Annotated in this window: 15 protein-coding genes; 9 read left to right on the forward strand and 6 right to left on the reverse strand. The window is 63.6% G+C overall.

The genetic code is table 11. The features are described from left to right. Positions 1 to 6: 6 nt before the first annotated feature. A complete protein-coding gene (locus QM801_RS18665; RefSeq protein ID WP_415020712.1) occupies positions 7 to 1,668 on the reverse strand; it encodes an MBL fold metallo-hydrolase in 1,662 nt (553 codons plus the stop codon). After that, a complete protein-coding gene (locus tag QM801_RS18670; protein ID WP_415020950.1) occupies positions 1,668 to 2,393 on the reverse strand; it encodes a TIGR00730 family Rossman fold protein in 726 nt (241 codons plus the stop codon). Before QM801_RS18670 ends, QM801_RS18665 begins: the two co-directional genes overlap by 1 nt. Before the next feature lie 143 nt (positions 2,394 to 2,536). Here QM801_RS18670 and QM801_RS18675 point away from each other — a divergent pair, with 143 nt between their 5' ends. Continuing rightward, positions 2,537 to 3,355 (forward strand): polyphosphate kinase 2 family protein, encoded by an 819-nt coding sequence (locus QM801_RS18675; protein WP_415020713.1) that lies wholly within the window; start codon positions 2,537 to 2,539, stop codon positions 3,353 to 3,355. Here the strand turns inward: QM801_RS18675 and QM801_RS18680 are convergent. Both QM801_RS18680 and QM801_RS18685 read right to left on the reverse strand, forming a co-directional pair. Next, positions 3,348 to 4,127: a formyl transferase gene (locus QM801_RS18680; RefSeq protein ID WP_415020714.1), complete on the reverse strand. Its 780-nt coding sequence runs from the start codon at positions 4,125 to 4,127 to the stop codon at positions 3,348 to 3,350. The two genes, QM801_RS18675 and QM801_RS18680, sit on opposite strands and share 8 nt — an antisense overlap. A 65-nt stretch (positions 4,128 to 4,192) precedes the next feature. Then, positions 4,193 to 4,819 carry a TetR family transcriptional regulator C-terminal domain-containing protein gene (locus QM801_RS18685; RefSeq protein ID WP_415020715.1) on the reverse strand — a complete coding sequence of 209 codons (627 nt, stop codon included), beginning with the start codon at positions 4,817 to 4,819 and terminating at the stop codon, positions 4,193 to 4,195. 85 nt (positions 4,820 to 4,904) lie between these two features. Between QM801_RS18685 and QM801_RS18690 the strand changes: the two genes are divergently transcribed. The 7 genes from QM801_RS18690 to QM801_RS18720 all read left to right on the forward strand — a co-directional run bounded on the left by QM801_RS18690 (position 4,905) and on the right by QM801_RS18720 (position 10,773). Then, complete coding sequence (locus QM801_RS18690) at positions 4,905 to 5,678, forward strand: ABC transporter ATP-binding protein (RefSeq protein WP_415020716.1); 774 nt, start codon at positions 4,905 to 4,907, stop codon at positions 5,676 to 5,678. Between the two features lie 129 nt (positions 5,679 to 5,807). After that, positions 5,808 to 6,677 carry an ABC transporter permease gene (locus QM801_RS18695; RefSeq protein ID WP_415020717.1) on the forward strand — a complete coding sequence of 290 codons (870 nt, stop codon included), beginning with the start codon at positions 5,808 to 5,810 and terminating at the stop codon, positions 6,675 to 6,677. Next, on the forward strand, positions 6,674 to 7,438 hold the full coding sequence (locus QM801_RS18700; protein WP_415020718.1) for an ABC transporter permease: 765 nt from the start codon (positions 6,674 to 6,676) through the stop codon (positions 7,436 to 7,438). The genes QM801_RS18695 and QM801_RS18700 overlap by 4 nt, the downstream gene beginning before the upstream one ends. 51 nt (positions 7,439 to 7,489) lie before the next feature. Then, a complete protein-coding gene (locus QM801_RS18705; protein WP_415020719.1) occupies positions 7,490 to 8,485 on the forward strand; it encodes an ABC transporter substrate-binding protein in 996 nt (331 codons plus the stop codon). A gap of 242 nt (positions 8,486 to 8,727) precedes the next feature. After that, complete coding sequence (gene hydA / locus QM801_RS18710; protein WP_415020720.1) at positions 8,728 to 10,176, forward strand: dihydropyrimidinase; 1,449 nt, start codon at positions 8,728 to 8,730, stop codon at positions 10,174 to 10,176. Next, a complete protein-coding gene (locus tag QM801_RS18715) occupies positions 10,173 to 10,475 on the forward strand; it encodes a Dabb family protein (RefSeq protein WP_415020721.1) in 303 nt (100 codons plus the stop codon). The genes hydA and QM801_RS18715 overlap by 4 nt, the downstream gene beginning before the upstream one ends. A 4-nt stretch (positions 10,476 to 10,479) precedes the next feature. After that, positions 10,480 to 10,773: a Dabb family protein gene (locus QM801_RS18720; RefSeq protein WP_415020722.1), complete on the forward strand. Its 294-nt coding sequence runs from the start codon at positions 10,480 to 10,482 to the stop codon at positions 10,771 to 10,773. 12 nt (positions 10,774 to 10,785) lie between these two features. On the opposite strand, the gene QM801_RS18725 is transcribed toward QM801_RS18720, so the two are convergent. Then, the gene (locus QM801_RS18725) at positions 10,786 to 11,232 is read right to left on the reverse strand and encodes a potassium channel family protein (protein WP_415020723.1); all 447 of its coding nucleotides are present in this window, start codon (positions 11,230 to 11,232) and stop codon (positions 10,786 to 10,788) included. Between the two features lie 118 nt (positions 11,233 to 11,350). Continuing rightward, positions 11,351 to 12,214, reverse strand: coding sequence for a DeoR/GlpR family DNA-binding transcription regulator (locus QM801_RS18730; RefSeq protein ID WP_415020724.1), 864 nt, complete (start codon positions 12,212 to 12,214; stop codon positions 11,351 to 11,353). 86 nt (positions 12,215 to 12,300) lie between these two features. Between QM801_RS18730 and QM801_RS18735 the strand changes: the two genes are divergently transcribed. After that, positions 12,301 to 14,367, forward strand: coding sequence for a bifunctional rhamnulose-1-phosphate aldolase/short-chain dehydrogenase (locus QM801_RS18735; protein WP_415020725.1), 2,067 nt, complete (start codon positions 12,301 to 12,303; stop codon positions 14,365 to 14,367). Position 14,368: the final 1 nt, after the last annotated feature.

Below are 14,368 nucleotides of genomic sequence, written 5' to 3' on the forward strand. Positions count from 1 at the left end.
CCATTGTCATTCGTCGATGGACGAAGGCTTCCCCTGTCGTCCGACGGCCGGCTTCTGCGTGGTCTGGCCGTTGGCGGGCGCGCCGTTCTCTTCGGCCAGCGCACGGCGGAGACGGCGGATGATCACCGCCTTCGACTTGGCGTCGGCCGCACCCTTCAGTTCCTCGCCGATGTCGAGGATCAGGGACTGAAGGTCGTTGTTCCAGTCGAGCTTGGCCACACTGGTGGGATCGATGCGCGGCTTCGTCTCCTCGGCGAGGAGGGCGCAAGAGGTGCCGGTGAGATCGTAGACGTCATCGAGCCGCGGCCGCACGATGCAGTCATCCGCAACAAGGCCGCGGATGTCTTCGGCGAGCGCAACCTGTGCCTCCTCTTCGCCGTGGGTGAGGAAGATGGTGCGGCCCACGGGCAGGCGGTTCTTGATCCATTTGACGAGTTCCGGACCATCGGCGTGGCCCGAATAGTCCTCGATGCGGCGGATGGTGGCGGCGACGCGGATCTGGTCGCCCATGATCGTCACCTGCTTCGCACCTTCCTCGAGCAGCGAGCCCAGCGAGCCCTTGGCCTGGAAGCCCACAAGCAGCACGGTGGTCGAGCGCTGCCACAGGCGGTTGCGCAGGTGATGGCGGATGCGGCCTGCCTCCGCCATGCCTGAAGCGGCAATGACGATGTGGAAGCCGGCAAAGCGGTTCAGCGCCTTCGAGTCTTCCACGCTCTCGGTCGACTTCACGTAGGGTGACGCGAAGGCCCGCGCCAGTGCGGCACCTCCTTCCAGATCTTCGGCGTGCTTGCGGAAGACGGCGGTCGCCTTGTTGGCCAGCGGCGAGTCGATGAAGATGTTCGCCTTCGGCGCAAGGCCCCGCTCCATCACGGTGACGAGATCGGTCACCACCTCCTGCGTACGTTCCACGGCGAAGGACGGGATGAGCAGCACGCCGCCGCGCTCGGCCGCGTCGCTCACTTCCTTGGCGAGAAGCTGCAGGCGCTTTTCCGGTTCGCGCTCGAAGCGGTCGCGCCCGCCATAGGTCGATTCACAGATGACGAAGTCGAAGCCGGTGGGCGCTTCCGGATCATGTTCGAGGAGCTTGTTGTCGGGGCCGATGTCGCCCGAGAAGAGAATGCGGGTGGGCTTGGCGTTGGCCTGCTCCACTTCGACTTCGATGGAACAGGAGCCGAGCAGGTGGCCCGCATTCCAGTAGCGCATGCGGATGCCGGCAGCCGGCGAGAACCATTCCTCCATGCGGTGGGTGGTGAACTGGTTCATGGCGGCGAGCGCGTCATCCATGGTGTAGATCGGCTCCACCTCGGGAAGGCCGCGCTTGGCGTTGCGCTCGTTCAGGCGCTTCACTTCGGTTTCCTGGATGAAGCCGGAATCGGGCAGCATGATCGCGCAGAGATCGCGGGTGCCTTCGCTGGCGTGGATCGGACCTGTGTAGCCGTGCTTCACCAGCTTCGGCACGAGGCCGGTGTGATCGATGTGGGCGTGGGTGAGAACGAGCGCCGTGATCGACCTGGTGTCGTAGGGAAAGGCCCGGTAGTTCAGCTCGGTTTCCGTCTTGGCGCCCTGGAACATGCCGCAGTCGATGAGCACGCGCGCGGTCTCCGTCTGGATCAGGTAGTTGGAGCCGGTGACGGTGCGGGCGGCGCCATGGAAGGAGAGTTTCAGCATCACAGGTCCTTGGGGATGGGAAGGCCGGCGGTGAGGAGTTCCTCCCATGCCTGCTCCGGCGTGTCGGCAAAGGTGAAGAGGTCGAGGTCACGGGCACTGACGAGGCCGGCATCGACGAAGCTCTGGAAGTTGATGGTGCGTTTCCAGAACTTGGAGTCATAGAGAATGACCGGAAGCGGCTTGGTCATCTTGCCGGTCTGCCGCAGGGTGAGGAGTTCGAACAATTCGTCCATGGTTCCGAAGCCGCCGGGGAAGACCACGAGGGCGGCGGCGCGCATGGCAAAGTGCATCTTGCGCATGGCGAAGTAATGGAAGCGGAAGGTCAGGTCCGGGGTGGAGTAGGCGTTGGGTTCCTGCTCCATGGGCAGCGTGATGTTGTAGCCGATCGATGGCGCGCCCGCGTCATGGGCGCCGCGGTTGGCGGCTTCCATGATGCCGGGTCCGCCGCCCGTTGCGATGACGTTGTAGAGGGGCTTTGCCCTGTGCTTGGCGCCGCCCTTTTCCGAGCAGATGCGGCCGAAGGCGCGGGCGCCGTCATACCAGCCATCTGCCGCGCCGGGCTTCACCCGGGCCGAGCCGAAGACCACCACGGTCGTTTCCACGCCCCAGGTGCGCAGGCTTTCTTCCGCCTTCTGGTATTCCAGCTGGAAGCGGATTCCGCGGGTCGTGTCACCCAGCAGGAATTCGATGTCCATCGCCGGCAGGCGATAGGCCGCGCTCTTCATCTGCGGCAGGTTGGACGGGTGGGTCACGAGGGGCGTTCCTTCACCTGATTTGTGCTCACTTGAGGCTTGCCGGAAAGGGTGCTTTCAATCAAGGGCAGGCGCGGGCACGGAGTTGCCCCAATTGCAGAACAGAGTTGACCCCCATGGCAAAATCCTTCGCAGACCGCTTCCGGGTGACCCCCGGCAAATCCTTCAAGCTTTCCTCGGTTGATCCCCGGGCCACCGATCCCTTTTCCGACAAGGACGAAACCAAGGCGGCTACCGCCAAGGATTCCGAGGCGATCGACGCCCTGCAGGACAAGCTCTACGCCGAAGGCAAGCGGGCCCTGCTGGTCATCCTCCAGGGCATCGACTGTTCCGGCAAGGACGGTACGGTGCGCGCGGTCTTCAACACCTGCGGGCCGATCGGCGTGCGTGTCAGTTCCTTCAAGGCACCGACGCCGCCGGAACTCGCCCAGGACTATCTCTGGCGCGTGCATCAGGTGGCGCCGCCCCGGGGTATCATCGGCATCTTCAACCGCTCGCACTACGAAGACGTGCTGGTGGTGAAGGTGAGGGGCTTCGCTCCCCCTGAGGCAGTGGAGCGCCGCTATGACGAGATCAACGCCTTCGAGAAGATGCTGAGCGACAACGGCACGCGCATCCTGAAGTTCATGCTGCACATCTCGAAGGACGAGCAGAAGCAGCGCCTGGAAGAACGGGTGAGCGACGAGACCAAGCGCTGGAAGTTCAATCCGGGCGACCTCGCCGACCGGGCGCTGTGGGACAAGTATGCCGAAGCCTACGAGATTGCCCTCAACCGCTGCTCCACCGCGCATGCGCCGTGGCATGTGGTGCCGGCCGACCGCAACTGGGTGCGCAATGCCATCATCTCGAAGATCGTGCGGGAAACGCTGGAAGACATGAACCCGCAGTACCCGCAGCCCAAGGACTGGGACCCGAAGACGATCCAGATCACCTGACGCCGCGGAAACGGGCGCGGATGTATTGGAAGAAGCCGGGGTGATACCACACCGCCGAGGGGCCTTCGGCCTTGCTGGTCTGGAGCGTGCCTGCCGCGCAGTCACGGATGGCGCGCACGAGAAGCGGAAGGGCCGCGGCAATCTGAAGGTAGGGATAGGTGACGTAGCTGTCGCGCGGGCCGGGCGTGATCAGCGCCTGGGCGATGATGTTGCCGGTATCGATTCCCTGGTCGACGAGATGGAGCGTGACACCGCAGCGCCCGGGGTCATTCTGGTAGAGCGCCCAGTAGCCGCCATGGGCGCCGCGGTAGGTGGGTGTGATGCCCTGGTGCGTATTGATGAAGGTGGCGCTGGTGCTTTCGAGCACGTGACGCTTGAGGATGCGCGTGCCGTTGACGATCACCACGTCGGGCTTCGCGGCGGTGATGAGGCTCACCGCGTCCGCACTGTTGATGTTGTCCACGCGCCGGATCGCCTGGGTCAGTGGCTCGTGGATTTCCATGGTGTTGATGCGGCAGATTTCGCGCGCGCGGTCCGCAGCACTTCGGCGCAGCAGCGGGCGTATGAGCGCGATGAAGGCCATCTGCGAGAGTACCGCCGCCCAGCCGAGCTTGCGCACGCGGTTGCGGATCAGGGCGCGGCGGCCAATCGTGTTTTCGATCACCGCATCGAAAATGCCGAACTCCCGCACCAGCCTGTTGTAGACGATCCAGGTGGTCGGGTTGTCGCTGCCGATCAGCAGAAGCCGCGGAGAGGGTGGATTAGGCGCCATCGCACCCTTCATAGTTGCAGTGAGGCAAGGAAGCGTTAATGGCAGCGCCAAACACGCGTTTTGGGTTAACCACTTCCCGGGGCGATACCCGCCAGCAGAATGTCGAGCACGGCACGGCGCACGCGCTCGCGGTCAGGGGTTCCGGTGATCGCCTCCACCTGCACGGCAAAGTCGGCATAGTGCTGCGTCACCGCCCAGATGGCGAAGATGAAATGCGTGGCATCGACGGGGCGGAGCTTGCCCTCCGCCACCCAGCGGCGGATCACCAGGGCCTTGGCCTCCACCAGTTCCTTGAGCGGCCCCTTGAGGAAGCGGGCCACATGGGGCGCGCCATGCAGGATCTCGTTGGCGAAGAGACGCGAGGCGGCCGGGCGCTCGAAGGTGAGGTCGAGCTTTGCCGAAATGTAGCGGCCGAGTTCGGCAACCGGATCGGCTGCGGGATCGAGGCTGCGCAGGGGTTCCAGCCAGTCGGCGAGAGTGCGTTCGAGCACCGCCTTGTAGATGTCGTCCTTGCGGCGGAAGTAATAGAGCAGGTTGGGCTTGGAGAGCCCGCAGCGGGCGGCGATCTGGTCGATGGTGCCGCCCCGGTAGCCATAGGCCGAAAACACCTCGAGGGCCGCGTCGAGAATGATCTCCTCATTCTGGGACTGGATGCGGGTTTTCCGTTCAGCTTTTGCCTGCGCCTTGGGCATGGTGGATAGCCTGATAAATCTTGATCAAATGGTCAAGTCCGGTTAGCCTTTCCTGCAACAAGAATAATCATTCGGGGAGACTTCCGTGGCAGCCGTGATCGAGGCGCGAGACCTCAGCCTGACCTTCCAGACGGCGGACAGCCCGGTCTATGCCCTGTCGAAGGTCAATCTCACGGTTGAGGACGGCGACTTCGTCTCCTTCATCGGTCCCTCCGGTTGCGGCAAGACCACCCTTCTCCGGGTGATTGCCGATCTCGAGCAAGCCACCTCCGGCTCCATCACGGTGAACGGCCTGTCGCCGCAGCAGGCCCGCCTGGCGCGGGCCTATGGCTACGTGTTTCAGGCGCCGGGACTGTTTCCCTGGCGCACGGTGGAAAAGAACGTGGCATTGCCGCTCGAGATCATGGGGCTGGGTGACGCGGCCGAACGGGTGAAGCGCAATCTCGATCTCGTCAATCTCGGCGGCTTCGAGAAGAAGTTCCCCTGGCAGCTCTCAGGCGGCATGCAGCAGCGCGTCTCGATTGCCCGCGCGCTCGCCTTCGATCCCAAGCTCCTTCTCATGGACGAGCCCTTCGGTGCGCTGGACGAGATCGTCCGCGACAAGCTCAACCAGCAGCTTCTCGATCTGTGGGCCCGCACGCAGAAGACCGTGGTGTTCGTCACCCACTCGATTCCGGAAGCGGTGTTCCTCTCCACCAAGATCGTGGTAATGAGCCCGCGTCCTGGGCGCATCATTGATGTCATCGAGACCAAGCTGCCGCGCGAACGTACGCTCGATTTCCGCGAGGCGCCGGAGTTCCTGAAGCTGGCGCACAGAGTGCGCGAAGGCCTGAAGGCGGGGCACAGCTATGAGGATTGAGTTTCACGGGATCCCGTCATGCCCGCGCAGGCGGGCAACCAGCTGTCTTGAGGGCAATACAGGTGCTTCAAGCTGGGCCCCCGCCTTCGCGGGGGTGACGTTCGGTAAAGTGGATGAAGGTGCCCCCGCATGACCGGACGCAAGGGCCAAACCATTCCCGTTCTCGTCGTCTGCCTCGTGCTGGTGGTGGTGTGGTATCTCGCCTGCATCCCGATGAATGCCGTGGTCGCCCAGGCCAAGATCGATGCCGCAGGCGGCGGGCTTGCCGCGACGCTGATGGAAAGCTGGAACCATCCGCGGCCCGTGATCCCGGCACCGCACCAGATCATCGTCGAACTGTGGAACACCGTCTTCATGATCGCGCCGTGGAAGGTGAAGTCGCTGCTCTACCATTGCTGGGTGACGCTCTCCTCGACGCTGGTCGGCTTCTTCTTCGGCACGGTGCTGGGGATCGGCCTTGCCATCCTCATCGTCCATTCGAAGCTCCTCTCCAAGGCGCTGATGCCGTGGATCATCGCCTCGCAGACCATTCCCATTCTCGCCATCGCGCCGATGATCATCGTGGTGCTGGGGGCCATGGGCTTCACCGGGCTTCTGCCCAAGGCGCTGATCTCTACCTATCTCTGCTTCTTCCCGGTGACGATCGGCATGGTGAAGGGACTGATGTCGCCCGACATCATCCACCGGGACCTGATGCGGACCTACAATGCCTCGGCCGCCGAAACCCTGTGGAAGCTGCGCCTGCCCGCCTCGGTGCCCTATCTCTTCACCTCGCTCAAGATCGCCATTGCCATTGCGCTCACCGGCGCCATCGTCGGTGAACTGCCGACGGGCGCCATCGCCGGCATCGGCGCGCGTCTTCTCGTCGGCTCCTACAACGGCCTCACCATGATGATCTGGTCGGCGCTGGTGGCGGGTTCGGCCATGGCGGCGATCCTCGTCTGGCTCGTGGGCTACATCGAACGGAAGACTCTCGCCCGCATGGGAGTGCGCGCGTGAAGGGGCTTCGCGATCTTCTGGCGCCGGCGCTCCTCGGCATCTTCATGCTGGTGGCCTGGGAGGTCGCCTGCCGCGCCATTCCCATTCCGCAGGTGCTGCTGCCGGCCCCCTCGGTGATCGGCGCCAAGATCGGCGGCGAGGTGCCGCTTCTCGCCTACGACTTCTTCAAGACGGTGCTGCAGGCGGTGATCCCCGGATGGATCATCGGCTGTGGTGCCGGCCTTGCGGTGGCGCTGCTCTGCGACCGCTTCTCCTTCCTCGAGCGCGGCCTCCTGCCGCTCGGCAATTTCTTCTCGGTGCTGCCGCTCGTCGGCGTTGCGCCCATCATGGTGATGTGGTTCGGGACGGGCGTTGCCCCCAACATCGCGGTCGTGGTGATCATGACCTTCTTCCCCATGCTGGTGAATGCCATCGCCGGGCTTCAGGCCTCGTCGCATCTGGAGCGCGACCTGATGCGGTCCTACAACGCCTCGTGGGCGCAAGCGCTGCTGTCGCTCCGGCTGCCCGCCGCCATGCCCTTCATCTTCAACGCCCTCAAGATCAATTCGACACTCGCGATGATTGGTGCCATCGTGGCCGAGTTCTTCGGCACCCGCATCGCCGGCATGGGCTTTCGCATGCAGACGGGATTTGGCAGCATGAGCCTCGATCTGGTCTGGGCTGAGATTGCCGTTGCGGCGCTGACCGGTTCCATCTTTTATGCATTGCTCGTTCTGGCCGAGCGGGCGGTGACATTCTGGCATCCTTCCTACCGCACGTAGGACGGTCTGTGTGAAGTAGAGAATAATTTTGAAAAACAGGGAGTTATACACATGAAGAAATATCTGCTCGGTGCCGTCGCCGCGGTTGGCATGATGACGGCCTCGCTTGCCGCCCATGCCGAGGCGGTGACGATCCAGCTCAAGTGGGTGACGCAGGCCCAGTTCGCCGGCTACTTCGTGGCCCAGGCCAAGGGCTTCTACAAGGATGCCGGCCTTGACGTGACGATCAAGCCGGGCGGCCCCGACGTGAACCCGCAGCAGGTGCTGGCTGGCGGTGGCGCTGATGTCGTCGTCGACTGGATGCCGTCCGCTCTCGCCACCCGCGAGAAGGGCCAGCCGGTCGTCAACATCGCCCAGCCCTTCAAGCGCTCGGGCATGATGCTCACCTGCCGCGCCGAGACCGGCATCAAGGCGCCGACCGACTTCAAGGACAAGACGCTCGGCGTCTGGTTCTTCGGCAACGAGTATCCCTTCATGGCCTGGATGGCCAAGCTCGGCTACAAGACCGACGGTTCCGCCGGCGGCGTGAAGGTGATCAAGCAGGGCTTCAACGTCGACCCGCTGATCCAGAAGCAGGCCGACTGCATCTCCACCATGACCTACAACGAATACTGGCAGGTGATCGACGCCGGCATTCCCGCCGACCAGCTCGTCACCTTCAAGTATGAGGACCAGGGTGTCGCCACCCTCGAAGACGGCCTCTATGTCATGGAAGACAAGCTCAAGGATCCGGCCTTCGTCGAAACCATGGCGAAGTTCGTGAAGGCCTCCATGAAGGGCTGGGACTATGCCCGCGCCAACAACGACGAAGCCGCCCAGATCGTGGTGGACTCGGACGCCACGGGTGCGGCCGCCATCGAACACCAGAAGCGCATGATGAGCGAAATCTCGAAGCTCACCGAAGGCTCTGACGGCACGCTCGATACCGCTGCCGCCGACCGCACGGTGGAGACGCTGCTCTCGGCCGGCGGTGAAGCCCCCGTCATCACCAAGAAGCCGGAAGGCGCCTGGACGACCGCGGTGATGGACAAGGCCAAGGGCATGTAACCAGCCACGCGGCTGACGTGATTGCGGCGCTCCTTCGGGGGCGCCGTTTTTGTTTCAAACACTCTCCATGCCCGGCCCTGAGCCGGGCATCCAGTTTCGACAACAAAGTCTGGATGGCCGGGTCAAGCCCGGCCATGGAGAGTTCGGGAGCATCTCCATCTCCCCGCCTCTGGACGCGCGCAAAATTCCGGTCCAATCTCTGCTTTATCCAATTGGTCAAAAAAATTTCCGGAGGACAAGCCATGGCCACCACCCTCATCCGCGGCGGAACCGTTGTGAATGCCGATCTTTCCGAGCGCGCCGACGTGCTGATCAAGGACGGGCATATCGTTGCGGTGGGCGAAGGGCTTTCGGGCGATACCGTGATCGACGCCGGCGGCTGCTATATCCTGCCCGGCGGCATCGACCCGCACACCCACATGGACATGCCCTTCATGGGCACCTCGAGCGCCGACGACTTCGAGAGCGGCACCATGGCGGGCCTCGCCGGCGGCACCACGATGACGGTGGACTTCTGCCTGCCGTCGCCCGGCGAAAGCCTGCTCAAGGCCTATCAGGCCTGGCGCCACAAGAGCGAGAAGGCGGCTGCCGACTATTCCTTCCACATGGCCATCACCCAGTGGTCGCCCATGGTGCATGACGAGATGGAAACCGTGGTGAAGACCTACGGCATCAACACCTTCAAGCACTTCATGGCCTACAAGGGCGCGCTGATGGTGAACGACGACGAGATGTACAACTCGTTCAAGCGCTGCGCGCAATTGGGCGCGCTGCCGCTCGTCCATGCCGAGAATGGCGATGTCGTCGCCCGCATGCAGGCCGATCTGCTCGCCCGCGGTGTCACCGGTCCCGAAGGCCACAGCTATTCGCGCCCGCCGGAGGTGGAGGGCGAAGCCGCCAACCGCGCCATCATGATCGCCGACATGGCGGGCGTGCCGCTTTACATCGTGCATGTCTCCTGCGAGCAGACCCATGACGCCATCCGCCGCGCCAAGCAGGCGGGGCAGCGTGTCTATGGCGAGCCGCTGGTGCAGTATCTGGTGCTCGACGACAGCGAATACCAGAACAAGGACTGGGACCATGCGGCGGGCCGGGTGATGAGCCCGCCCTTCCGCAACAAGAAGCATCAGGATTCACTCTGGGCGGGTCTGCAGTCGGGCACGCTCTCGGTCGTTGCCACCGATCATGCCACCTTCACCCGTGCACAGAAGCGCATGGGCCTCAAGAACTTCACGCAGATTCCGAACGGCACGGGCGGCCTTGAAGACCGCATGCGCGTGCTGTGGACGGCGGGCGTCAACACCGGCCGCCTCACCAAGGAAGAGTTCGTCGCCGCCACCTCCACCAACATCGCCAAGATCCTCAACATGTATCCGCGCAAGGGTGCGGTGCGCGCCGGCGCCGATGCCGACGTGGTGATCTGGGACCCGAAGGCCACCCACAAGATCACGGCGAAGAAGCAGTTCAGCCGCATCGAGTACAATGTCTTCGAAGGCTACGAGTGCACCGGCGTTGCCCGCACCGTGATTTCGCGCGGCAAGGTGGCCTATGAGCAGGGCGACATGCGCGCCAAGGCGGGCGATGGTGACTTCGTGCCGCGCAAGCCAAATCCGCCCGTACATCAGGCAATGACCATCTGGAAGGGCATCACCCAGCCGCAGGGCGTGAAGCGCATCGAGGTGACACCGTGATCCGTCACGCGGTTTTTGTGCGCTTCAAGCCGGGCACGGATGTGCGCCCGATCTTCGCCGCCTTGCGTGGGCTCAAGGGCAAGATCGACGGCATCACGGCTGTGACGGCGGGCACGGATTGCAGTCCGGAGGGATTGCAGCGGAGCAACACTCACGGCTTCACCGTGGACTTCAAGGATGCCGCCGCGCGCGATGCCTATCTGCCCCACCCCGAACACCAGAAGGTGGGCGCCCTGATCGTGGCCGCCGCCGAGGGCGGCATCAACGGCGTCACCGTCGTCGATTGGGAAATGGAGTGACGCGATGATCCGCCACGCCGCCCTTTTCAGGCTGAAGCATCCCAAGGGTTCGGCGGAGGAGAAGAGCTTCCTCGCCGCGCTTGCAAAGCTTCGCGACATTCCGGGTGTGGAGCAGTTCGAGATTGCCCGCGAGGTAAGCCCGAAGAACGACTTCGACTATGCCATCTCCATGGTCTTCGCCGATCAGGCGGCCTACGAGGGCTACAACATCCATCCCGATCATGTCGCCTTCGTACAGACGCGCTGGCTGCCGGAAGTGGCCGCCTTCATGGAGCACGACACGGTGCGGCTGCCCTGAGCGGAAAACCCCTCAGCGTTCCAGCCAGTCGTGCTCGAGGGCGCGGAGCTTGCGCATCAGCGAAATGAGGAAGGCTGTCGACCAGCCGAAGAGGATGAGGCCGTTTGCTCCCTCGATGGCGCTGAGGATGCGCCAGGCGGGATCAAGCACGATGTCGCCGAAGCCCAGCGTGGTGAAGCTCACGGTGGAGAAGTAGAGCGCGGGCTCGAAGCCCTTGAGGGCGCCCACCGCGATGTAGACCAGCGCATAGGACCAGATCTCGATCGTGTGCAGGGCGACGATCCCCAGCACGGCGAAGATCAGCAGCATGATCTGGCGCAGCACCTCCGAGTAGCCGTCCACATGGTGGCTGTGGGCGCTGAGGAGGCGGAGCAGGGCGACGATGCCGAAGAAATGGACGGAGACCGTCCAGGTCATCATGACCGTCGCCGTGACGAGGTTGAGAAAGAGGCCGTGCATCGGGAAAGGTTAGCCGAGCACGGGCCTGCCGGAAATTGACCTAGCGCAACGGATGATCAGATATTGGCTTGACGCATCTTTCGCTTCGCAAGTGGATTCCACTTGCTCGCACGATGCGTTAGGCAGCGCTGCGCGATTTCGCCTCGCCGTCGTCGCTGGCGATGATCACGTTGACGCCCTTGCCGCGCAGCATGTCGAGCATGGCGGGTGGCGCATCCTGGTCGGTGATCAGGGTATGGACCTGGGAGAGCTGGCACAGCACCATGCTGCCGCGGGTCTCGAACTTGGTGGAATCCGCGAGCACGACGAGCTGCTCGGCGCGCGTCAGCATCTTGGCCTCGGCGCGGGCGATGAGCGGATCGCCCTCGATGATGCCCATCTGGCCGATGGCGTGGCAGCTCATGAACATGCGCGACGCGGTGAAGTGCTGGATCGCGTCCTCGTCGAAGGGCGAGAGGATGATGCCCTGCTCGCGGTAGACCTCGCCGCCCGGCAGCACGATGCGGTTGCCGCTGGTGCCGATCAGCTCCTGGGCGATGGGGAAGGAGTTGGTGAGGATCTGCAGGCGGCGCTCGCGCAGGTATTCCGCCATGAAGAAGGTGGTGGAACCCGCGTTGATGATGATCGACTCGCCGTCGATGCAGAGATTGGCGGCCTCGCGGGCGAGCGCGCGCTTCTTCGCGGTGTTGAGGTTCTGCGCCACGTCGAAGGGCCGGGCGGTGAGATGCGACTGCTGGTTCGCCTCCACCACTTCGATGCCGCCGTGGATGCGGCGGATCTGGCCCATCTCCTCGAGCTTGGTGACGTCGCGGCGGAGCGTGGCAGGCGAAGCGCCGGTCATGGCGGCAAGCTCGCGCAAGCGCATGACCCCGCGGCTACGCACCTGGGTGAGGATCAACTGCCATCGTTCGCGCTCATGCATGGGCGGGAACGGTAGGCAGGTTCGCTCAAAATCGTCAACGCATTTTCGCTCATATTGCATCGCAAAACGTCATTGCAGCGCAATATCGCACATGCAGTGACGATTGTTGATTGACCCTGAGCGAATGCCTTGCCTATGGTTTTGGCATGAGCAACATCCTCCTGCAGTCCCAATGGGACGATGCCCACGCGAAGTCTCTCGATGAGCCGGGCAAACTTCTGTACCGGTCCAACCTCCTCGGTGCCGATCTCCGCATCACAAACTTCGGCGGCGGCAACACCTCCGCCAAGGTCACCCACAAGGACCCGCTGACGGGCAAGGACGTGACCGTTCTCTGGGTGAAGGGTTCAGGCGGCGACCTGGGTTCGATGAAGCTCGATGGCTTCGCCACCCTCTACATGGACAAGCTCGAGTCCCTGAAGTCGCTCTACAAGAGCCTCGACCAGGAAGACGCGATGGTGCACGCCCTCAACCACTGCATCTTCAATCTCAATCCGCGCGCGCCATCGATCGACACCTGCCTGCACGGCTATGTGCCGTGGCCGCATGTGGACCATGTGCACTCTGATGCGGTGATCGCCATTGCAGCCTCTGCCGACTCCGAAAAGCTCACCCGCGAAATCTTCGGCGACGAGATGGGCTACCTGCCGTGGCAGCGCCCCGGCATCGATCTCGGCATCAAGCTCGGCGCCATGGCGGCGGCAAACCCGAAGCTCGTGGGCGTGGTGCTGGGCGCCCACGGCCTCTTCACCTGGGGCAAGACGGCGAAGGAGTCCTACGAGACGACGCTCCGCATCATCAACAAGGCGGCCACCTGGCTCGACAAGAACGTGAAGCGCCCGGTCTTTGGCGGCGAGGCGGTGTCATCGCTTTCCGCCGACGAGCGCAAGGCAACGGCACTGCGGCTCCTGCCCGAAATCCGGGGCCGGATCAGCAAGGGCGAATACAAGGCCGGGCACTTCACCGATGCGCCGGAAGTTCTGGAGTTCGTGAATTCGAAACAGCTGGGTGAACTGGCGCCGCTTGGCACATCCTGCCCCGACCATTTCCTCCGCACCAAGATCAAGCCGCTGATCGTGCCGCATGATGCCGATGGCGCGGCGCTCGATCACCTGCTCGAAGGCTACCGCAAGGACTACGCCGCCTATTACGAGCGCTGCAAGCATCCGGACTCGCCTGCGATCCGCGATGCCAACGCGGTCATCTATCTGGTGCCGAAGGTCGGCATGCTGTCCTTCGCCAAGGACAAGGCGACGGCCCGCATCGCCGCCGAGTTCTACGTGAACGCCATCAACGTGATGCGCGGCGCCAATGGCGTGTCGAAGTATCGTGGTCTTCCCGAACAGGAGGCCTTCAACATCGAATACTGGCTCCTCGAGGAAGCCAAGCTGCAGCGTATGCCCAAGCCCAAATCCCTGCAGGGGCGCATCGCGCTGGTGACCGGTGGTGCCAGCGGCATTGGCCTTGCCATCGTTGAGAAGCTGCTCTCGGAAGGGGCTTGCGTCACCATCGCCGATATCAACGATGACGGCATGAAGGAGGTCAGTGCTGCCCTCGGCAAGCGCTTCGGCAAGGACAACGTCTTCACCGTCAACATGGACGTGACGAAGGAAGAGGCGGTCATCAAGGGCTTCACCGACACCGTGCTCCGCTTCGGCGGCCTCGACATCGTCGTCAACAACGCCGGCATCGCTATCCCGATGCCCGCCGACGAGACCACGCTCGATGTCTGGAACAAGCAGATGGCCATTCTCGGCACCGGCTATTTCCTCGTCGGCCGCGAAGGCTTCCGCATCCTCAAGCGCCAGAAGAATGCGGGCTCGATGATCTACATCGCCTCAAAGAACGGCATGGTGGCCTCGCCCGGCACGTCGGCCTATGGCGCGATGAAGGCGGCGGAAATCCATCTCGCCCGCGTGCTTGCGGCGGAAGGCGCGCCGCTCGGCATCCGCGTCAACACGGTCAATCCCGATGCGGTACTGCGCGGCTCCAAGATCATGTCGGAGGGCTTCCGCCTGAGCCGCGCCCAGTCGCTGGGCATCAAGCCCGAGGAACTGGACGATCATTACCGCAAGCGTTCGCTCCTCCAGCGCTCGGTCTATCCGGAGGACATCGCCGAGGCGGTCTACTGGTTCGCCTCCGATGCCTCCGCCAAGTCCACCGGCAACATCCTCAACGTCGACGCGGGTCATCTCGCGTCCTTCACGCGGTAAA

It is taken from the genome of Aestuariivirga sp. (genome assembly GCF_047600585.1).
In the GTDB taxonomy this organism is placed as follows: Bacteria; Pseudomonadota; Alphaproteobacteria; order Rhizobiales; family Aestuariivirgaceae; genus Aestuariivirga.